At 70.6% G+C, this 19,906-nt stretch carries 19 protein-coding genes; 7 read left to right on the forward strand and 12 right to left on the reverse strand.

What is annotated here, in order from left to right; genetic code table 11:
• Positions 1-101 precede the first annotated feature (101 nt).
• The 11 genes from pqqE to ACGFRF_RS27105 all read right to left on the reverse strand — a co-directional run bounded on the left by pqqE (position 102) and on the right by ACGFRF_RS27105 (position 12,043).
• Complete coding sequence (gene pqqE, locus ACGFRF_RS27055; RefSeq protein WP_393744173.1) at positions 102-1,205, reverse strand: pyrroloquinoline quinone biosynthesis protein PqqE; 1,104 nt, start codon at positions 1,203-1,205, stop codon at positions 102-104.
• Positions 1,198-1,527 carry a pyrroloquinoline quinone biosynthesis peptide chaperone PqqD gene (gene pqqD, locus ACGFRF_RS27060; RefSeq protein ID WP_393744175.1) on the reverse strand — a complete coding sequence of 110 codons (330 nt, stop codon included), beginning with the start codon at positions 1,525-1,527 and terminating at the stop codon, positions 1,198-1,200. Before pqqD ends, pqqE begins: the two co-directional genes overlap by 8 nt.
• A gap of 5 nt (positions 1,528-1,532) precedes the next feature.
• Positions 1,533-2,231, reverse strand: coding sequence for a pyrroloquinoline-quinone synthase PqqC (gene pqqC, locus ACGFRF_RS27065; RefSeq protein WP_393744177.1), 699 nt, complete (start codon positions 2,229-2,231; stop codon positions 1,533-1,535).
• 4 nt (positions 2,232-2,235) lie between these two features.
• Complete coding sequence (gene pqqB / locus ACGFRF_RS27070; protein WP_393744179.1) at positions 2,236-3,123, reverse strand: pyrroloquinoline quinone biosynthesis protein PqqB; 888 nt, start codon at positions 3,121-3,123, stop codon at positions 2,236-2,238.
• Between the two features lie 113 nt (positions 3,124-3,236).
• Complete coding sequence (gene pqqA / locus ACGFRF_RS27075; RefSeq protein WP_100829469.1) at positions 3,237-3,332, reverse strand: pyrroloquinoline quinone precursor peptide PqqA; 96 nt, start codon at positions 3,330-3,332, stop codon at positions 3,237-3,239.
• A gap of 47 nt (positions 3,333-3,379) precedes the next feature.
• Positions 3,380-5,089 (reverse strand): PQQ-dependent dehydrogenase, methanol/ethanol family, encoded by a 1,710-nt coding sequence (locus ACGFRF_RS27080; RefSeq protein ID WP_393744181.1) that lies wholly within the window; start codon positions 5,087-5,089, stop codon positions 3,380-3,382.
• Positions 5,090-5,110: 21 nt separating this feature from the next.
• Entirely contained in the window at positions 5,111-5,572 is a 462-nt protein-coding gene (locus ACGFRF_RS27085) for an MSMEG_3727 family PQQ-associated protein (RefSeq protein WP_393744183.1), read from the reverse strand.
• A 280-nt stretch (positions 5,573-5,852) separates the two neighbouring features.
• A complete protein-coding gene (katG, locus tag ACGFRF_RS27090; protein WP_393744185.1) occupies positions 5,853-8,090 on the reverse strand; it encodes a catalase/peroxidase HPI in 2,238 nt (745 codons plus the stop codon).
• A gap of 42 nt (positions 8,091-8,132) precedes the next feature.
• A complete protein-coding gene (locus ACGFRF_RS27095) occupies positions 8,133-9,527 on the reverse strand; it encodes a LytTR family transcriptional regulator DNA-binding domain-containing protein (RefSeq protein ID WP_393744187.1) in 1,395 nt (464 codons plus the stop codon).
• 643 nt (positions 9,528-10,170) lie between these two features.
• Positions 10,171-10,413: a DUF5302 domain-containing protein gene (locus tag ACGFRF_RS27100; RefSeq protein ID WP_393744189.1), complete on the reverse strand. Its 243-nt coding sequence runs from the start codon at positions 10,411-10,413 to the stop codon at positions 10,171-10,173.
• 214 nt (positions 10,414-10,627) lie between these two features.
• A complete protein-coding gene (locus tag ACGFRF_RS27105) occupies positions 10,628-12,043 on the reverse strand; it encodes a DEAD/DEAH box helicase (protein ID WP_393744191.1) in 1,416 nt (471 codons plus the stop codon).
• A gap of 423 nt (positions 12,044-12,466) precedes the next feature.
• Between ACGFRF_RS27105 and ACGFRF_RS27110 the strand changes: the two genes are divergently transcribed.
• The 3 genes from ACGFRF_RS27110 (at position 12,467) to ACGFRF_RS27120 (ending at position 15,214) form a co-directional block, all read left to right on the forward strand.
• A complete protein-coding gene (locus ACGFRF_RS27110; RefSeq protein WP_393744193.1) occupies positions 12,467-13,132 on the forward strand; it encodes a response regulator in 666 nt (221 codons plus the stop codon).
• Positions 13,129-14,241, forward strand: a complete 1,113-nt coding sequence (locus tag ACGFRF_RS27115) for a sensor histidine kinase (RefSeq protein ID WP_393744195.1) — start codon at positions 13,129-13,131, stop codon at positions 14,239-14,241. Before ACGFRF_RS27110 ends, ACGFRF_RS27115 begins: the two co-directional genes overlap by 4 nt.
• Before the next feature lie 340 nt (positions 14,242-14,581).
• Positions 14,582-15,214 carry a histidine phosphatase family protein gene (locus ACGFRF_RS27120; RefSeq protein ID WP_393744197.1) on the forward strand — a complete coding sequence of 211 codons (633 nt, stop codon included), beginning with the start codon at positions 14,582-14,584 and terminating at the stop codon, positions 15,212-15,214.
• A gap of 131 nt (positions 15,215-15,345) precedes the next feature.
• Here ACGFRF_RS27120 and ACGFRF_RS27125 read toward each other — a convergent pair whose 3' ends face one another.
• Positions 15,346-15,654, reverse strand: a complete 309-nt coding sequence (locus ACGFRF_RS27125; RefSeq protein ID WP_393744199.1) for a hypothetical protein — start codon at positions 15,652-15,654, stop codon at positions 15,346-15,348.
• Between the two features lie 384 nt (positions 15,655-16,038).
• On the opposite strand from ACGFRF_RS27125, the gene ACGFRF_RS27130 reads away from it, so the two are divergent.
• From ACGFRF_RS27130 to ACGFRF_RS27145, 4 genes are all read left to right on the forward strand, one after another.
• Positions 16,039-16,284 carry a WhiB family transcriptional regulator gene (locus ACGFRF_RS27130; protein WP_393744201.1) on the forward strand — a complete coding sequence of 82 codons (246 nt, stop codon included), beginning with the start codon at positions 16,039-16,041 and terminating at the stop codon, positions 16,282-16,284.
• A 230-nt stretch (positions 16,285-16,514) separates the two neighbouring features.
• Positions 16,515-16,679, forward strand: coding sequence for a hypothetical protein (locus tag ACGFRF_RS27135; RefSeq protein WP_393744203.1), 165 nt, complete (start codon positions 16,515-16,517; stop codon positions 16,677-16,679).
• Between the two features lie 132 nt (positions 16,680-16,811).
• Entirely contained in the window at positions 16,812-18,005 is a 1,194-nt protein-coding gene (locus tag ACGFRF_RS27140) for a PP2C family protein-serine/threonine phosphatase (RefSeq protein WP_393744205.1), read from the forward strand.
• Between the two features lie 432 nt (positions 18,006-18,437).
• Positions 18,438-19,901, forward strand: a complete 1,464-nt coding sequence (locus tag ACGFRF_RS27145) for an FAD-dependent monooxygenase (RefSeq protein ID WP_393744207.1) — start codon at positions 18,438-18,440, stop codon at positions 19,899-19,901.
• The last annotated feature ends 5 nt before the right edge of the window (positions 19,902-19,906 follow it).

Genomic DNA, 19,906 nt, shown 5'->3' on the forward strand with positions numbered 1-19,906 from the left:
CTCCAGCGGGAGGCAGCCCGGCCTGCGGCGAGGGGAGCGGCGGAAGATCGCAGATCCCCAGGTCGGCAGGGGCGGCCTCGACCGCCCGGGCGACCGGTTCGTCACCGGGCGACAGGTGGCAGACCGGGTCGGTGCGGGCGGGGGACCAGCGGAAGATCGTCGTCCCGCGAGTCGGCGTTGGCGGCCTCGACCGCCCGTGCGACCAGGTCGTGGTCGGGCGACAGGTAACAGACCGGGTCGGTGCGGGCGGCGTCTCCGGTGAGCAGGAACGCCTGGCAGCGGCACCCGCCGAAGTCCACCTCCCGCCGGGGGCAGCTCCGGCAGGGTTCCGGCATCCAGCCGGTCCCGCGGAACGCGGTCATGACGGGGGCATCGGTCCAGATCCGCTCCAGCGTGGCCTCCCGCACACTTGCCCGCGGCAGCGGCAGGGACTGGGCGGCCGGGCAGGGCAGGACGTCGCCGTTCGGCGTGACGGTCAGCTGCCGGGAGGCCCAGCCGCCCATGCAGGGCTTCGGGTAGCGGCTGTAGTAGTCGGGGATGACGTAGATGATGTCCATATGGTCCCGCAACCGCTCGGCGGTGGCCCGTACGACGGCCTCGGCGGCCTCGAGCTGGTCCCGGCTCGGCAGCAGCGCGGCACGGTTCCGCCAGGCCCAGCCGTAGTACTGGGTGTTGGCCAGCTCCACCCGGTCCGCGCCCACCTCCTCGGCCAGAGCGAGCACGTCGGCGACGCGGTCGATGTTGTGCCGGTGCAGCACCACGTTCATGGTCAGGGGCCAGCCCAGCTCCTTGACCACGCCCATCGCCTCGATCTTGCGTCGGAACGACGGGATCCCGGCGATCCGGTCCGACATGGCCGGTTCGTCGGCCTGGATGCTGATCTGCACGTGATCCAGGCCGGCGGCGCGCAGCTGCTCGGCCCTCGGTCGCGAGAACCCCAGGGCGCTGGTGATGAGGTTGGTGTAGAGGCCCAGGGCATGGGCGTGCGTCACGAGCTCCACCAGGTCGCGCCGCAGCAGCGGTTCCCCGCCGGACAGGTGGCACTGCAGAACTCCCAGGTCCTCGGCCTCGGTCAGCACCCGCAGCCACTCGTCGGTGGTCAGCTCGTCCTGGTAGTCGGCCAGGTTCAGTGGGTTGGAGCAGTACGGGCAGGCCAGCGGGCAGCGGTAGGTGAGCTCGGCGAGCAGCCCGAAGGGGCTATCCATCGGTGAGCTCCATCCAACGCCGGGCGACGAGCCGGGCCAGGAACTGCCGGACCTCGTCGTCGGGGACGGTCTCGTAGCGCGCGCCCAGTTCGGCCACGATCTCGGCCACGGTGTGCTGCCCGTCGCACAGCTCGAGGATGGCCGCGCCGCTGCCGTTCAGAACCACCACCGTCTCGGGGTGCAGCAGGACCTTACGCTGCCTGGTCCGGCAGAAGGTGAGCCGGACATGGGCCGCCAACCGGGGCCGGTCCGAGCCGGACACCCCGACGCCGGGCCGGGTCGTGCTGCTGGTCTGGGTCGTTCCGGTAGGGGTCGGGTCCATGGTGGTCACTCCAGGTAGGCCTGGTCGATGGCGTCCATCAGGCTCCACAGGACGTCACACTTGAACGACAGCGCGTCGACGGCGCGCGCCTGCGACTCGGCGGAGAGGCAGTGCGCGGTGACCACCTCGAGGGCGTGCTCGCAGTCGCGGGGGGCCTGTTCCAGGCGGGCGCGGAAGTAGGCGAGGCCCTCGGGATCGATCCACGGGTACCACCGCTCGAACGCGGCGAGCCGCGCCGCCATCAGGTCGGGCGCGAACAGCTCGGTGAGCGAGGACGCCACCGCCTCCACCCATGGGCGGGTCCGGGCGAAGTTCACGTAGGCGTCGACGGCGAACCGCACCCCGGGTACCAGGTGCCGGTGGTCCCGGACCTCCTCACGGGTCAGCCCGGCGGCCTCGCCGAGGCGCAGCCACGCCTCGATGCCGCCCTCGCCCGCCGCGGTGCCGTCGTGCTCGACGATCCGTCGGATCCAGCGGCGACGGACCTCGAGGTCGGGGCAGTTGGAGAGGATCGCGGCGTCCTTGCGGGGGATGTTCTCCTGGTAGTAGAAGCGGTTGGCCACCCAGCCCCGGATCTGCCGGCGGCTCAGCCGGCCGGCGTTCATCCGGACGTGGAACGGGTGCTGGTCGTGGTATCGCCGCGAGTGGGCCCGCAACGTCTCGACGAAGCCGTCGGCGCCGGTGGTGGTGGTTGTCGTCGTCACGGCTCTACACCTGAACCTCGAGGCCGTCCATGGCCACTTCCATGCCGCTGTCCTCCACGGTACGTCGCTCGGGCGTGTCCTCCAGGAGGATCGGGTTGGTGTTGTTCATGTGCACGAAGACCGTCCGCTCCACACCCAGCGACGGGAGCTGCGCCAGGCTGCCGTCCGGGCCGTCGATGGGCAGGTGGCCCATCTCCCGTGAGGTCTTGCCGGCCAGGCCGAGCCGTACGAGCTCGTCGTCGTGCCAGCAGGTCCCGTCGATCAGCAGGCATGCGCAGCCCTCGATCTGCGCGCGCACTGCCGCCGTCAGTGATTGCACCGCCGGCAGGTACACCAGGCTTCCCCCGCTGCGCTCGTCGGTCAGCCGGTAGCCCACGACGCGGCCGTGGTCCACCCCGGTCCCGAACCGGTCGCGCTTGGTGGTGGGTGCGTCGAACGCCCGGCAGGACAGCCCGTCCGCCAGGGCGAAGCCGGTGCCGGGGATCACTGCCCGCCACTCGACCTGGCAGTAGCGCTCGAGCGTGCGCAGAATCCCCGTGCCGTCGGACAGGGTCTTGCGGACCGCCGGTGTGGTGTACAGCCGCAGGGATCGGGCCTCGCGCAACAGGAGCAGGCCCAGGGTGTGGTCCAGCTCGGCGTCGGTGAGCAGCACCGCCTCCAGCGGCGTCGTCCGGTCGTCGCGCGGGTGCAGGCCGGGGAAGTCCTCGATCTGGGCGGGGACGTCGGGCGAGGCGTTGATGAGGAACCACCGGCGGCGGTCGGCGCTGACCGCGACCGACGACTGGGTGCGCGCGAGGCCGGCCCGCGAGCGGACCGCGGCGCACACGGGGCAGCCGCAGTTCCACTGCGGGGAGCCGCCCCCCGCCGCCGAGCCCAGCACGCGCAGCAACACGTCGACACTCCGTCCGTCGTTCGTCGAGGGCCGGTCCGTCGCCGACCCGGCCGTCCGTGGCCTCCCGAGCCGTCGGGCGGCGCCGGACCAGGTCCGGCGCCGCCCCACGTCCGCTAGTCCTCCAACCGAGCGAGGTACATGGTCACCTCGGCCGCGACTGCGATCTCGTCGAACTCGGGGGTCTCCCACACAGCGAGCTGAGACTCCATGGATTCACCTCCTCTCTGCCGGGATCACGGCAGGCTCTGGTCACGCGCTACGACGGTTCCGGGAGGGCGAAGGTGATCAGGGCGCTTCCGTGTCCCGCGCCGAGCATGCCGGGGAGGAATCCCTCGGCCCATCCGCCCCAGCCGACCGGCACGGCCACGTACTGCCTGCCGTCGACCATGTAGGTGGTCGGGCTGCTGTGGTGGCCGCTTCCGCACTGGAACTGCCACAGCAGTTCCCCGGTGCGGGCGTCGAGCGCGTTGAACTCCCCGGAGGCCTCGCCGGCGAACACCAGGTCACCGCCGGTGGCCAGCGTCGAGGCACACATCGGGAGTTCGTTGCGCCAGCGCCACTTCTCCTCGCCGCCCGCATCGAACGCGCTGACGGACCCGGCCATGTCCTCGATGTCCACCTGCACGCCCGCGCCCCAGTAGGGAATGCTCTCCTTGAACTCCCGGCGCCGCCGGGTGGCCGTGGCACCGGTGTCCTGGACCGGGACGTAGAAGAGCCCGGTCTTCGGGCTGTAGGACGCGTGGGTCCATTCCTTGGCACCGGCCGGACCCGGGTAGAAGTGGACCGGTTCTCCCTCCTTGTCCGGGTACACCTTCGCCGTCACCTGTCCGTCCCTCGTGATCGCGCCCCATGTGATGCGGTCGACGAAGGGAGTGATCGAGACCCTCTCGCCGTTCGTGCGGTCGAGGACGAAGAAGTAGCCGTTCTTGTCGAAGTGCCCGAGCAGTTTGCGCCCGTCCTGCTCGAACAGGATGCACTCGGCGATGCTGTCGTAGTCCCACACGTCGTGCGGGGTGCACTGGTAGTGCCAGCGGATCTGACCGCTGTCCACGTCCACGGCGATGATGCTGTCGGTGAAGAGGTTGTCGCCCTCGCGGACCGCTCCGTCGAAGTCGGGCGCCGGGTTGCCGGTGCCCACGTACAGCAGGTTCGTCTCCGGGTCGAAGGTGCCGGTGACCCAGCAGTTCGCCCCGCCCCGGGCCCAGGCCTCGCCGTCGGCGGGCCAGGTCTCCGAGCCGGGTTCCCCGGGCTTGGGCACCGTGTAGCAGCGCCACTGGTGCTCTCCGGTTTCGAGATCGAACGCGTCCAGGTGGCCGCGTACGCCGAACTCGCCGCCGGAACTGCCGACGATGACCATGTTCTTCACGACCAGTGGGGCGAGCGTGGCGCTCTCCCCGGCCCGGACGTCTCCGTAGGTCTTGTCCCAGACCCGCTTGCCGCTGGTGGCGTCGAGCGCGAGCACACGGGCGTTCGCCGTGACGAAGAAGACCTTCCCCTGAGCCACGGCGACCCCGCGGTTCACGTTCCCGCAGCACAAGGACACGTCGAAGGGGACCGCGTGCTTGTACCGCCAGATCTCCACACCTGTCTTCGCGTCGAGGGCCCAGACCCAGCCGTCCCAGCCGGAGAGGAACATGACCCCGTCGACGACGATCGGGGCGGCCTCGAACGAGTAGGTCGACGCGCCCGCGATCAGGCCGGTCGTGCCGGCCTGGAAGACCCAGGCGGGGACCATGCGCTTGACGTTGTCCGTGTTGATCTGGTCCAGCGGGCTGTAGCGCTGCCCGTTGTAGGCGCCGTAGTAGGTGAGCCAGTTCTGGGGTTCCTCGCGGGCATTGAGTATGCGCTCGTAGTCGACGCCGGCCACTACCGGCGGCGCGACGTCTCCGCCCGGGGTCTTGTAGTTCAGGGTTCCCTGATCGACAGCCTCACCCGCGTCGACGTAGTCGGCGTAGTCGACGGTCATGTCCTCCACCTCCTACTTCTGCTACGGCCGCGGTTGTTCGGGACGGTCGAGGCGGGCCTCCGGCGGAGCGTCCCCCAGGACCACGATGGACCCGGTCAGCCCCCGGCCCTCGTCGTTGCCCGTGGGTGAGCCGAACCAGTAGTAGCCCGGACCGTCGAGGTTGAGGTGCGCATGCCCGTGCGAATGGTTGACCAACCAGATGAACTTCCTGTCGCCATTGCTCGGCAGAAGTGCGCAGTGCGTGTTCATGTCGTCATTGACGAGCTCGAGTTCGATATCGCCTCCGTGGGGCATGACCAGAATAGAAGGATCCCAGGTCAGCTCATCCGGGTGGATACGAATTGTGGCCTTCATGCGGCCGTCCGATCCCTCGGTGGCCTGCCCGATACTTCCGGTCCCCAGCACTTGGCCCAGCGCTGCTTTGTTCTGTGTGGCCAACCCGAGCTTGTCCAGCAGGTCGGCTCGCTCATGCGCGGTCGTCATCGGGGCTTCTCTCCCCTCATCCGAATCCCTGTATCCACTTCGCAGGCGGCTGCACACACCTCGAAATATGACTTGTTTGCTCGAGGTGCGTGCCACGCCGAATGAATAACACCGGAAAGGATGCGAAATCGATGGTCAAGAAACACGCTACGCCGGACGTATCACACCGACAAGGTCAGTCCTGGCTCGGGCCGGATCATGCCGTTCGCCCGCCCCCGTCTGCCGTTCGCACCCGATGTGCCACCGTTGAGAGCAGCCGGGCCGCACTGCGTCGCGCCGATCAAGCGAGGTCGTACCGATCGAGATTCATGACCTTGACCCATGCGGCGACGAAGTCCCGCACGAATTTCTCCCCGGCGTCGTCGCTCGCGTAGACCTCCGCGACGGCACGCAGCTCGGAGTTCGAGCCGAAGACGAGGTCGACGCGGCTACCGGTCCACTTGACCTCGCCGGTGGCACGGTCGTACCCCTCGAAGGTCTCCGCGGTCGCGGATGTCGGCTTCCATTCCGTGCCCGGGTCGAGCAGATTCACGAAGAAGTCGTTGGTCAGCGACCCGGGTGCCGAGGTGAAGACACCCAGCGGCGACTGCCGGTGGTTGGCGCCCAGCACCCGCAGGCCACCCACGAGGACGGTCATCTCGGGCGCGCTCAGGTTCAGCAGGTTCGCCCGGTCGACCAGCAGGTGCTCCGGCGGCAGCCGGCCGCCCTCGCCGCGGTAGTTGCGGAACCCGTCCGCGGTCGGCTCGAGCGCGGCGAAGGACTCCACATCGGTCCACTCCTGCGTGGCGTCCGTGCGTCCCGGACTGAAGGGGACCTGGACGTCGTGGCCGGCGGTCCTGGCGGCCTGCTCGACGGCGACGGCTCCGCCGAGCACGATGAGGTCGGCCAGCGAGATCTTCTCGTCCCCGGTCCGGGAGCTGTTGAAGGACTCCTGGATCCCCTCCAGGGTGCGCAGCACCTGTGCCAGGGTGTCGGGGTCGTTGACCTCCCAGCCCCGCTGCGGCTCGAGGCGGATGCGTGCGCCGTTCGCCCCGCCACGCCTGTCGCTGGCGCGGAACGTCGAGGCCGACGCCCACGCGGTCGAGACGAGCTGGGAGACGGACAGCCCGGAGGCGAGGACCTGGCTCTTGAGCGCGGCGATGTCCGCCTCGCCGACGAGCTCGTGGTCCACGGCAGGGACCGGGTCCTGCCAGAGCAGTGTCTCCCGGGGGACGAGCGGTCCGAGGTAGCGCTGGATCGGGCCCATGTCGAGGTGCGTCAGCTTGAACCAGACCCGGGCGAACGCGTCCGCGAGCTGGTCCGGGTTCTCCAGGAAGCGTCGCGAGATCGACTCGTAGACCGGGTCCGACCGCAGCGCGAGGTCCGTCGTCAGGATCGTCGGGGCGTGTGTCGTCGACGGGTCGTGGGCGTCCGGAACGGTGCCGGCCCCGCCGCCTTTCGGGATCCACTGCCACAGACCGGCGGGGCTCAGCTCCAGGTCCCACTCGTAGCCGAACAGGGTCTCGAAGAAGCTGTTGTCCCATCTCGTCGGGGTGGGTGTCCACGTCCCCTCCAGCCCGCTGGAGATGGTGTCCGTGCCCTTTCCGGTGCCGTAGCTGTTCTTCCAGCCCAGGCCCTGCTCCTCGAGGGGGGCGCCCTCGGGTTCGGGGCCGAGGTGGGCGATCGGGTCGGCCGCGCCGTGGGTCTTGCCGAACGTGTGGCCGCCCGCGATCAGCGCGACGGTCTCCTCGTCGTTCATCCCCATGCGCCGGAACGTCTCGCGGATGTCCCGGGCCGCGGTGAGCGGGTCCGGGACGGTGTTCGGTCCCTCCGGGTTGACGTAGATGAGACCCATCTGGTCGGCGGCCAGAGGGGCCGTCAGCGCGCGGACGCCGCCGTGGCGTTCGTCGCCGAGCCAGGCGTGCTCGGGACCCCAGTAGACGTCCTCGTCGGGCTCCCAGACATCCGCCCGGCCGCCGGCGAAGCCGAAGGTCCTCAGACCCATCGTCTCCAGGGCGCGGTTGCCCGCGAAGATCATCAGGTCGGCCCAGGAGATCGTGCGGCCGTACTTCTTCTTCACCGGCCAGAGCAGCCGACGGGCCTTGTCGAGGTTGCGATTGTCCGGCCAGCTGTTCAGCGGCGCGAAACGCTGCATGCCGGCGCCTGCCCCACCCCGGCCATCGTGGATGCGGTACGTGCCCGCGCTGTGCCACACCATCCGGATCATGAGCGGCCCGTAGTGGCCGAAGTCGGCCGGCCACCACTCCTGCGACGTCGTGAGCATCTCGTCGACGTCCCGCGCCAGGGCGTCCAGGTCGAGCGTCAGGAACTGCGCGGCGTAGTCGAAGTCCTCACCCATGGGGTCGGCCGTGGCGGGGTGTTTCCGGAGAATGGCCAGGTCGAGCTGGTCCGGCCACCAGTCGCGGTTGCTCGCACCCCCCATCGCGTGACCGCGGTGCCCGGCCGGGGCAGAAAGGCCGAGGCCGCCCGCGCCCCCGGCGTTCTTCTCGCCGGCAACGGCGTCCGGACTGTCAGACACGGGACTCTTCCTTCCGGGAACAGAGGTCGTGTGCGGGGGCGCTCAGATGTCCAGCGCGCGACGCACGGCCGGGGTGTGCCGCCGGGAAACAGGCACCATCTCGTTCGCCCGGTCATCCATGACCAGAGACAGCTCGCCCTTGAGCCCGCGCGCTATCTCCCTGATACGGCTGAGGTTGACCACGTACCGGCGGTGCACCCGCAGGAAGCCGACATCCGCCAGCTCACCTTCGAGCTTGTCCAGGCTCAGAGAGGCGGCTCGCAATCGCCCCTGATCGGTGGAGAGCCATACATCGTTTCCCTGCGATTCGGCGAAGGAGACTTCCGGCAGCCGCAGCAGCACCATCCGGTTGTCCCGCACCGCGACCAGTCGGCGCGGCTGCGCCCGAAGGTGCGCGGCCCCCTCCGACGGGGGCAACCGCGCCCCGTCGGAGGCACCGAACGACACCAGGTTCCCGATCAGGCGTCCGGACGAGAAGACGGGTCGGATGCTGATCGACGTCGGCTCGTCGGCGAGGTGGGCGAAGATCTGCGTCGAGCCGACCCAGTCAGGGTTGTGGGCCGCCTGCCTGGCGGCATACCGGGCGGCAGTGATCAATTCGGGCAGCCCGGGGTTCCATCGCAGCGTGGGATCGACCGCCGGGGTGCAGGCCGGGACGCCCAGGAGCACGCTGGCCATGTCGTCGGCGATCACCACCTTGCCCGCGGTGTCGACCGCGGCGAGTGCCGCACCGGAGCGTGCCCTGGCCTGGGTGTAGGCCGCGACCAACTCGGCACCGCTGTCCCGGGCGCGCCTCTTCAGGGGGCACTGGGTCATGGTGGCCGCGTTCGCCAGCCAGCTTTCCGTGGACGCGGGAAGCCGGCTGCGCCAGCGGCAGATGGTCAGGACCGCGATCGGTTCCCTGGTCACCACGTCGCGCACCGCGATGCCCGCGCCGACCCAGTCGTGGAGCGCCCGGCACCAGTGCTCCGCACCCCTGATCAGTACCGGGCCGTGCGCCTCGAGCGCGGTGCCCATGCCGTTCGTGCCGACCGCGCACTCGGACCAGCAGAACCAGGGCGCCAGACGGGGGTCGCCGGCTCTGGCGAGCGTGGCTTGGTCACCCCACTCGGCCAGGATCCGGCCCGTGGCATCGGTGACCGTGACGACGCCACCGAGGCTGCGCACTTCATGTGCCACGGAGGCGGCACGAAAACCCAGCTCAGCGAAGACGACATCGTGTTCGGGCGTATGGTCGAGCTCCGCGACGGCCACCGGAGCCTGGGTGAGGTGAGGATCGACCCGGTATTGCTCTCGGCAGCGATGCCAGGAGATCGCGACCAGGGGCCGGACGTCCGGGACCTGATCCTCGCCCTGCACGAACCGTTCCCAAGCCGCGAGCACGGCATCGCCGTCCAGGTTCGCCGAGCCGGGCTCGAGCTGATGTACATCCCTCATGGTTCAGAACCACCTTTGGTCCATCCCCAACGCCCGAAGGCATGCGCGCCGTCCGTGCCGGCCGCCGCTCGTCGCGGCCGGGCCTGCAGCGGATGGGGCCCTGCGTCGCGCGTCTTCCTGCTTCGTCACTCGTTCCAGGCTGTGGCTGTGTCACAGACCTGCACTCCCCACCCTAGGTACCGTTGCCGGCCTGCGCACCTATCTGCCCCGAACGCATGCGCGAAATGCCGCTTCCTGGCCGGCCGTGGGCGTTCTCCACGCCCACGCTCGCCTCCGGGGAAGGCCGCGCGGCTCCTTCTCCTCAGGCCTCGCCGTCGGGCTCGGTCGGCGTGCGGCGTCTTCTGGGGGCGGCCCTGCCCGGCCCGTCGTCGGTTTCGACGACTCGCCCCTGGTCGCTCTCACCGATCCGCCACTGACCACGGTCCGCGAGCCGCCCAGGTCGCCGGCGCGTGCACCGCGTTCATCGTGCGCGGCGAGCGGTCGACGATCTCGCGCAGCTCGGTCGCGTTCCAGCGAGAACCCCGGCTACGCCTCGCCCGCAACGCGCACACGGGTATGCGCACGTTGCGGGCCACGGCACCGGCGCGCGAGTGGACAACGCACTGGGTGCCGGTAGGGCGGCAAGACCGCGGGACCGATCGACTCAGCCGCCGCTCTTACGCCTGAACGACCGCTGGGTCGCAGCCGGGCCGTGCGCCGCACGTACCTTCGACGCATCCGGGTTGGCGGCAGCATCGGCCGCATCCGCCTGCGCACCGCGCTTGCGCGCCAGGGCTTCGCGGAACTTGCGCTTGAGGTCGTAGTTGCCGTCGCTGTCAGGCGCCAGTGGGGACGTCTCGGCGTCGGCCGGCTCCGAACCTTCCGTCGATACGGGCTCTGCGGTCATGGTGACCTCCTGGGTTCGGGGGTAGGCAAGCACAGCTTGTCATGCCGGGCGCAGTGCGGGGCGCCGCCGACATCGTCCTGCCCGGTTTCTGCGGGTATCCCTCTCGCGTTCGAGGGCGTTCGCCCCGCAGGTGGGGGCACAGGACGGGCTTTCGGGCCGGGCCGAGGGGAGTCGATTCCCGCGGCCAGGACATTCGCTGACAGGGCAACGGCTCTCAGCCGTTGCGGCGCACGAGGGCGGCCTTGCGGGCCTCGGCGAGCTTGCGGGCCTCGCCGGCCTTTCGGGATTTGCCGCCGGCGCCGCGGGAGGGGTCCTTGCTGGTGCCGAGGCCTCGGAAGGGAGCGTTGGTGTTCTTGGGCCGGGGGACGGCGGGCCCGCCGTCGAGCGGGGTGCCGGAGGGAGCCTGGGCGCCGGTGATCCGGCTCAGCTCCGCCTCGCCCGAGCGCACCTTGGTGACGGTCGGCTCGATGCCGGCCCCGGCCAGCATGCGGCTCGCCTCGCGGCGCTGGCCCGCCAGCACGAGCGTCACCACGCTGCCGGACTCACCGGCGCGGGCGGTGCGGCCCGCCCGGTGCACGTAGTCCTTGGGGTCGGTGGGCGGGTCGACGTTGACCACGAGATCGAGGTCGTCGACGTGCAGGCCACGGGCCGCGACATTCGTCGCCACCAGAACGGTGATCTGGCCGTTCTTGAACTGCGCCAGGGTCCGTGTGCGCTGTGGCTGGGACTTGCCGCTGTGCAGGGCCCCGGCGTGCACCCCGCTGGCCCGCAGATGCCGGGTGAGCTGGTCGACGGCGTGCTTGGTGTCGAGGAACAGCAGTACGCGGCCGTCGCGGGCGGCGATCTCCGTGGTGACGGCGTAGCGGTCAGGGCCGTGGACGACCAGAACGTGGTGCTCCATCGTCGAGACCGTGCCCGCGGACGGGTCGACCGAGTGGACGACGGGGTCGTGGAGGTAGCGGCGGACCAGCTGATCGACGTCGCGGTCCAGAGTGGCCGAGAACAGCATCCGCTGACCGTCGGGGTGTACCTGGTCGAGCACGTCGACAACCTGCGGCAGGAATCCCAGGTCGCACATCTGGTCGGCCTCGTCCAGCACGGTGATTCTGACCCGTCCCAGGCGGCAGGCGTTGCGCTCGATCAGGTCGTGCAGGCGTCCGGGGGTGGCGACGACCACCTCGGCGCCCTGGCGCAGCGCGGCGACCTGCCGGCCGATCGACATGCCGCCGACGACCGTGGCCATCCGCAGCCGCAGCGCCTCGGCGTACGGCGCCAGCGCCTGGGTGACCTGTTGGGCCAGCTCCCGGGTGGGCACAAGGATCAGGGCGAGGGGCTGCTTCGGTTCGGCGCGCCGCCCGGCCGTACGTGTCAGCAGCGGCAGGCCGAAGGCGAGCGTCTTGCCCGAGCCGGTGCGCCCGCGCCCCAGGACGTCGCGCCCCTCCAGGGCATCGGGCAGTGTGGCGGCCTGGATCGGAAAGGGTTCGCGCACCCCGAGACCGCTCAGTGTCCGCAGCACCTCCACCGGCAGTTCCAGGCCGACGAAGGAGACGGCCGGGGGCAGCGCCGGGGCCGTGGCCCCGGGCTGGGCGGGACCGCCGTGAGCGATGCCGGAGTCATGGGGATGCTTCATGAACAGCCTTCCGCAGGGGAACGTACCGAGGAAGGCCCGGCAGGATGGAAACAGCCCACGCACCAGTGGAACCGAACAGGCAGAATCGCCCACCGCGACGACCACGCAAACGCATGAGACTAACACAAGGCATGACGTCGCGCCGTGATACCGATCCCGCTCCCGCGGCGATGACCCGACGCGGCCCGACAGTTGTGCGGCACAGTGTGCGGGTTCCCGTCTCACTGGACCGGCATCGGCCAGGACCACCGCAGACAGTGAGCAGAGGCAGGCGGTTGTGGTCGCGCCGCCGACCGGCCGAAGGCGCCCCCGCCGACCGGCTGGTGTCACGCCGCCAACCGGCGGGAATTCCGTCCCGGTCGCCCAAGGGCGGCCCGCGCGGGGTACGCATCGAACGGTGAGCATGCGACGAGCGGAGCGCACGTGATCCGGGTACTGGTGGTCGATGACGAAGCCTTGATCCGCACGGGCTTCACGCACATTCTCAACACAGCGGACGACATCGAGGTCGTCGCTGCCGTGCCCGGCGGTGAGGCCGTCCGCACCGTGCGGGAGCTGCAGCCCGACATCGTCCTGCTCGACATCCGGATGCCGGACGTGGACGGGCTCACCATCCTGGCCGACCTCCGCCGCATGCCGCAGGCCCCGGTGGTCGCCATGCTCACGACGTTCGACACCGACGAATACGTGGCGGCCGCCCTGCGCGCGGGCGCCGTCGGATTCCTGCTCAAGGACACCGACCCCGAGCAGCTTCCCCATCTGGTGCGCACGCTGGCCGAGGGTGGGACGGTACTGTCCTCCAAGGTCACCCGCCTGGTGGTGGAGGGCTACCTCGACCACGGCGTGCACGAGCCCACCGCCGTCCGCCTCGTGGCCCGGCTGACCGAGCGCGAGCGTGCCGTGCTCGTCCTCATGGCCGAAGGGCTCGCCAACCCCGACATCGGTGAACGGCTGCACCTGAGCACCGGCACCGTCAAAGGCCACGTCACCAACGTGCTCGGCAAACTGCAGGTCAGCAGCCGCGTCCAGGCGGCGCTGATCGCCGAGCGCGCGGGGCTGCTCGCGCAATCGCAGGAGGGAGCCCGGTGAGCCTGCGACGGCCGCCGGCTCTGCTGCTCGACACCGCCCTGGTCGGGTTCGCGCTGGCGGACGCATGGACCAACGTCCACATCGAAGATCAAGCGGCCATGGCGTGCGCCTTGCTCGGCGCTCTTGCCCTCGCCCTGCGTCGCCGCCTGCCCCTGACGACCTTCGTCCTCACGCTCCCCACCGCCATGGTCACCGACGCGGTGGTCGCCCCCACGGCCGCGCTGTACTCCCTCTCCTCGCTCAGCCGCCACCGTCTGCTGCTGGCCGGCTGCGCCCTGACGTACGCGGTCACCGACTTCATGCCCTGGCCGTGGTCGTCCCTGGATGCCACAGAGCTCGCCCAGACGAGCGGCCTGTTCTACCTCAGCTACACCTTGGCCACCGCAGCCGCTCCCGTCTTCCTGGGCCAACTCGTCCAGGCCCGACGCGAACTGTCCCTGCGGCTCGCCGACATCACCGAGGCCCGCGAGCACGAACGGCTGCTGACCGCCCAGAGCGTTCTGGCGAAGGAACGCGCCCAGCTCGCCCGGGAGATGCACGACGTCGTATCCCACCAGGTCAGCCTCATCGCCGTACAGGCCGGAGCGCTTCAGGTGGGCAGCCAGGACGCCGAGACGAGACAGGCCGCCGCCACCATCCGCCGCCTCAGCGTGCAGACCCTGGACGAACTGCGGCACATGGTCAGTGTGCTGCGGGCCTCGGGCAGTCGGCCCACGGAGCTCACCCCCCAGCCCTCCCTCGCCGACCTGGAGCGCCTCGTCGAGTCCAGCGGCATCGAGGCGAGGCTGGAGGCCGACCTGCCCGAGGAGCTCCCGCCCACGGTCCAGCGCGCCGTCTACCGCACCGTCCAGGAAGCGTTGACCAACGTCCGCAAACACGCCCCCGGCGCCACCGCGACCGTCCGCATCCATCACAAGGACGGCGCCCTGCGCACCACCATCGCCAACACCGCCCCCACCCGAAACGCGCTCGTCCTGCCGAGCGCCCACCACGGCCTGGCCGGCCTGGCGCAACGTGCCGAGCTTCTCGGCGGCACCGTCACCTCCGGCCCCACGCCGGAAGGGGGCTACGAACTCTGCATGGAACTGCCCGTCGAGCGGAGCCGATGAACGCCCCCTTGCCGGGACATCGGCGCCGCCCTTTCCACCGAACATGAACGATTGAGGATTCATTCAGGAAGGTCCGTGCGCTGCGACCGAGCCGGCCGACGCCGTCGGCATGGAGCAGTCCGCCTGCTCCCATCAGCTCCCCCGACCGGGAGGGACGGAGTCGGGCCGCATCGGCCGGTCGGCGGGGTGGCTCCGGACACCTGGCGGATGTTGCGGCGGGACGCTTTCGACGACTCTGGAGCTCATGCATCACGACGTGGCGCCGGCCGTGTCATCCGCTGCCGCTCGTGTGGTCTCACGCCACCCGGAGTCCTGCCGGGTCGAGAAGGAGGTCGGGACCATGACGATCCGCCTGACGTTTCTGTGCGCCCCCGGCGGTGACGCCACTGTGGATCCGTTCCTCGGTGACGCTCCCCTGAGTGAAAGCAACTTGCGTACGGCAGGCACGGTGGGAGCGGCGGTCCCTCCTCACGGGCCGGCCGTCCGGGCCCCCTCGATCCGCTGCTCGCAGACCGCAGGTGCCGCGGGCCTGGCGGCAGCGTCCGAACCCGCGCTGCGGGACCTCGACCTGGGCACGTGGTGCGGTCGCACCGTCGACGAAGTCGCCGCGATGGACCCCGACGGGTTCACCGCCTGGCTCACCGATCCGGATGCCGCACCCCACGAAGGCGAGTCCGTACGCGGGCTCTGCCGCCGGACAGCGAAGTGGCTGAGCAGCGTGCCGCCCGACACGGGTCACGTCGTCGCCGTCACCGAGGCAGCCATGATCCGGGCCGCGCTCATCCATGCTCTGGGCATACCGGCACGAGCCTTCTGGCATCTCACCGTGCCGCCCCTGTCCACGGTCGCCCTCACTTGGCGCGGTAGCCACTGGGACGTTCGGCTCGGCTACCTCACCACCCCACGCGAGGCCCGGCGAGGGGTCCGCTCGCACTCAGCACCGCCTGCCCACCTCGCATGCCAGCTCCCCTGACGGTGCGCAGGTCGCGGTGGACGGTGTACGGGGCACGAGAGACCAAGCTGGTTCATGGTTGAGCCCTGTGCGGGTGCGGGGACGATCGTTCGGCAGGACGCCGTGCATCCCGGCAACACCGACCGCCGGCCTCAGGGCCGGGGGTCGGTGCGTTGCCACCGCGGGCGCGCGTCGGGGCCGCGGCGCCCGGCGACGGAGGCGCAACGCGGGCAGACGCGCCGTACCCGGTCCGCCGCGCCCCCGGACTCCGGGAACGTGTCGGTCCAGGTGACGTGCGGGAAGCGGGTCAGCCGGGACCTGCTGAGCGACAGACCGCAGACCGTCTCGTTCCGACCCGGCTCCCAGGCGTGGACCTCGCCCGTGGGCAGCCGGCGACGGCCCTCCTCCTGGTCGGTCCACTGTCCGGAGGCGGCGACGGCGTACTGCTTCGTGCGAGCCATGGCGTGCGCGGGCCGGCGGTCAACCGACCGCGGTCCCGACGCCGGCCCGGGCCCGTACCCCCGGCCCATGGCCGGAGGCGCTGGGTGCGGTTTCCCACCCGATCATGTCTGCACGTCCGAACGGAATCATCACGGCACCTTCCCGCACTGGGGTCCAGCCTCCCGCGTGCCCGGATCGCCCGAACCCAAGCCTTGCGCTCGTCCGCTGCCCCTTCCGGAAATCCGCCGCAATTCGATGGGCCACGGCCTGGAAAAGTAGGCCACACCGGAATATTTTGGGCATCACTCTGCCGGGTCTGCGACGCGAGACGCGCGCCGCGCGGTTGAGGCTGACCACCCGGCCCAGACCGTGCCACCCGTGCGTCCGACCAGGTGGAGGGCACTGTGAACTGGCGTACCTGGGCGGCCTGCCGCTCCGAGGACCCCGAACTCTTCTTCCCGATCAGCGAGGACGGCGCGTCTCGTCTGCAGATCGAGCAGGCCAGGCGGATCTGCCGCCGCTGCCCCGTGCAGCTGGAGTGCCGCACCTGGGCCTTGCGGAACCGGGAGTACGAGGGCGTGTGGGGCGGACTCACCGCCATGCAACGACGCGCACTGTCAGGGATGCGGAGCGCCGAGGCGGACGGTTGACCACTCGCCGGACCGCAGGCCCGGCACCCGGTGCCTCGCCCGCGGTGGCCGCCGCGCTCGACGGGATGGTGTCGCACCGCGCTGAGGGCGTACGCAGGGAAAACGCAGCGGCAGCACCGCGCGTCGGCCACCGCGGAGCAGCGCGTGACAAAATGTACAAAAAGGCTGAAAGGGTCATGGGGTCGTCCCGTCGGGGAACCCGGAAGCGCACCCCACTGGAGGGAGTCGCCATGAGCAGCCCCCGGGAGAACGAGTCGTCGCACCCGCTGGAGCAGGTCACCGGCGAGAAGGACGTCCACCCTGAGGAAGAGGAAAGCGCACGGTCACGGACCGCGGCCGACGCCCCCGCCGAGGACGCCGGATCCGCGGACGCTGGGGAGACGCCCGCGCAATAGGCGGCCTCTCGATCATCCCGCTCACCGCACCGCCGGTCCCGGGGGACGGCGGCGGATCCGCGGCGGGGGCGGCCCTCCGGACGAAGCGAGGCGGTAGTGGCGGGCACGGCGGCACCGGTGGACACGGGACGGATGCTGCGCAGGCTGATGCAGGCCGCCCACATCGTGACGTTCGAGGAGTTGCCGGACCTCGTCGCCGCGCACGCGTCCGATGTCGGACTGCACGACGTGGCCGTCTTCGCCGTCGACATCCAGGAGACCGTGCTGCGGCAGATCACCGGTCGTGGTGCGGACGCCGCCCTCGGCGGGGAGGAGCTGAGGATCGACGGCACCTTGCCCGGACGGGCCTACCAGCGGGTGCGGCTCGTCTCCGAGCAGGCCGGCGAGGGGCCGCAGCGGCACCGCTGGTGGGCGCCGGTGACGGACGGCGTCGAACGGATCGGTGTGCTGCGCGCGGACACCTGCGGCGGCGATGAGCAAGCCGTGCAGGACGCGGTCCGCGACCTCGCTTCCTTGGTGGCCTTGCTGCTGCTGAGCAAGCGGTCCTTCAGCGACTCCTATGCCCGGCTGGTGCGCACGGAGCCCATGAACGTCGCCGCGGAGATGCAGTGGAACCTGATGCCGCCACCCGCCTTCGCCGGCCATGACGTCACGGTCGGCGCTCTGGTCGAGCCCGCCTACGAGGTCGGTGGTGACGCCTTCGACTACGCCGTCACCGGCACGACGCTGCATCTGTCGGTCTTCGACGCCATGGGCCACGACACCACCGCCGGGATCACGGCCAACCTGGCCGTGGCCGCCTGCCGCAACGCCCGCCGCCAGGGAGCGTCCCTCGCTGACACCAGCCGGGCCGTGGAACGGGTGCTGCTGACCCATTTCGGCACCAGCCGCTACGTCACCGGCATCCTCGCCGAGCTGCGTCTCGACACCGGGCGGCTGACCTGGATCAACCGCGGGCACCATCTACCGCTCATCGTGCGGGACAACCGGTGGATCATGGAACTGGTCTGCCCTCCCGCGGGCCCGATGGGCACCGACCTCAGGCTGCCCGTTCGTGTCAGCCATGAGGAGCTGGAGCCGGGCGACCGGCTGCTTCTGTACACCGACGGTGTCGTCGAAGCCCGCGACAGCCGGGGGCAGGAGTTCGGCCGGGACCGCTTCGTCGACTTCATCGTTCGCCACCACTCCGACCGACAGACGCTCCATGAGACCCTGCGCCGCCTGATGCATGCCGTCGTCCGCCACCACGCCGGCCGCCTCGACGACGACGCCACCGTGCTGCTGGCCGAATGGCGCGGCGGTGACCAGAACCTGCTCACTCCTTGACCCCCGGCGCCCGGAACGGGTGTCCCACCGGGCCCAGCGCGGCTGACAGGGGTCGGAGCCGATGCCCGAGCGGCGGCGGGCACACCAGGGCCGCGTCATCGGCGTCCTGCTGCCGCGACCAGCGGCTTCGTGCCGTTCCTGACCGCCTTCTTACATTCCCCTGACATTCAGAAAATCGACTGACATGACCTTTGCGGAACCCTGAAAATATCGATCTTGCGCGCTCGACCTGCGGCGAAGAAACTCTTTACCAGAGTCCGGTGCTCTGTCTTCGAGACCCCCAGGACACGTATTCGTGGACGCTTTTGGGGACGCGCCAGCCATCTCGGTTCTGCTTCGGAAAGGCCCCAGGGATTCCTTCCCAGGGGCCTTGCTCTCGTGTTCCGGAAGTGTTCCGCCGGACCTGTCAACCACTGAAGAGAGGCGGTAGTCATGGACACCGCGGTGATCATCGTGGGCGCGGGCCCCGTCGGGCTGATGCTCGCGGGCGAGTTGCGGCTGGCCGGGGCGTCCGTCGTCGTACTGGAGCAACTGCGGGAACCCACCAGGCAGTCCCGCGCACTCGGCTTCACCGTGCGGACGATGGAGATCCTGGACGAGCGCGGGCTGCTCGACCGGTTCGGCGACATACAGACCAGCCCGGCGGGCCACTTCGGCGGACTGCTCGTGGACTTCGCTCCACTGGACAGCCCGCACCGCACCTCGCACGGAATCAAACAGTCGCAGACCGAGGAAGTACTCGGGAAATGGGCCGCGGAACTCGGCGCGGACATCCGGCGCGGACACCGGGTCACCGGAATCGAGCAGGATTCCTACGGCGTCGAGGTCCAGGTCACCGGCCCGGACGGGCCTCTGCAACTGCGCGCCTCCTATGTCGTGGGATGCGACGGCGGACACAGCACGATACGGAAACTCGCCGGATTCGACTTCGCGGGCAGGGCGGGCACGTACGACATGCTCCTGGCCGATGTCGCCGACTGCGAGATCGACGCCAGACCCTTCGGTGAGCGGCTGCCGGGCGGAGTCGCCATGGCTGCCCCGCTGGGCGACGGGGTGCACCGGCTGATCCTGAAGGAGCACGGCGCACCGGCCCGGGAGCGGCCCGCGGAGTTCACCGACGTCGCGGCCGCCTGGCAGCGGCTGACCGGGCAGGACATCAGCCACGCGACGCCGGTGTGGGCCAGTTCGTTCAGTGACGCCAGCCGGCAGACCAGCGCCTACCGGCGCGGGCGGATCATGCTCGCGGGCGACGCCGCCCACATTCATCTGCCGGCCGGCGGCCAGGGCATGAACGTCGGCATCCAGGACGCCGTCAATCTCGGCTGGAAGCTGGCCGCGGTGGTCGGCGGGTGGGCCCCGCCCGGACTGCTCGACACCTACCACCGCGAACGGCACCCGGTGGGCGAGCGGCTGCTGATGAACACCCGGGCGCAGGGCCTGCTGTTCCTGGGTGGGGAGGAGGTGCAGCCGCTGCGCGACCTGCTCGGCGAACTCATCGCACTGCCCGAGGTGAGCCTCCACCTCGCCGAGATGGTCTCCGGTCTGGAGGTCCGCTACGACGTGGGCCCCGGCGACCACCCGCTGCTCGGCCGCCGCCTGCCCTTCCAGGAGCTGGTGGCGCGGGACGGGGAGAAGACCACCACCGCAGAACTGCTGCGGGCCGGCCGCGGTGTCCTGCTCGACCTGGCCGACGACGCCGCCGTACGGCGGATCGCCTCCGCCTGGCACGGGCGGGTCGACGTCTTCACCGGCCGGCCGCACGAACCGGCGCAGGGCGGCCCGTTCACGGGCACGCGGGCCCTGCTGCTCCGCCCCGACGGCCATGTCGCCTGGACATCGCCCGGGAGCGGCGACCTGCCGCGGTCCCTGTACCGGTGGTTCGGCCTGCCGCGCTGAGGCGC

The sequence above is a fragment of the Streptomyces sp. NPDC048521 genome (assembly GCF_043199855.1).
Taxonomy (GTDB): Bacteria; Actinomycetota; Actinomycetes; order Streptomycetales; family Streptomycetaceae; genus Streptomyces.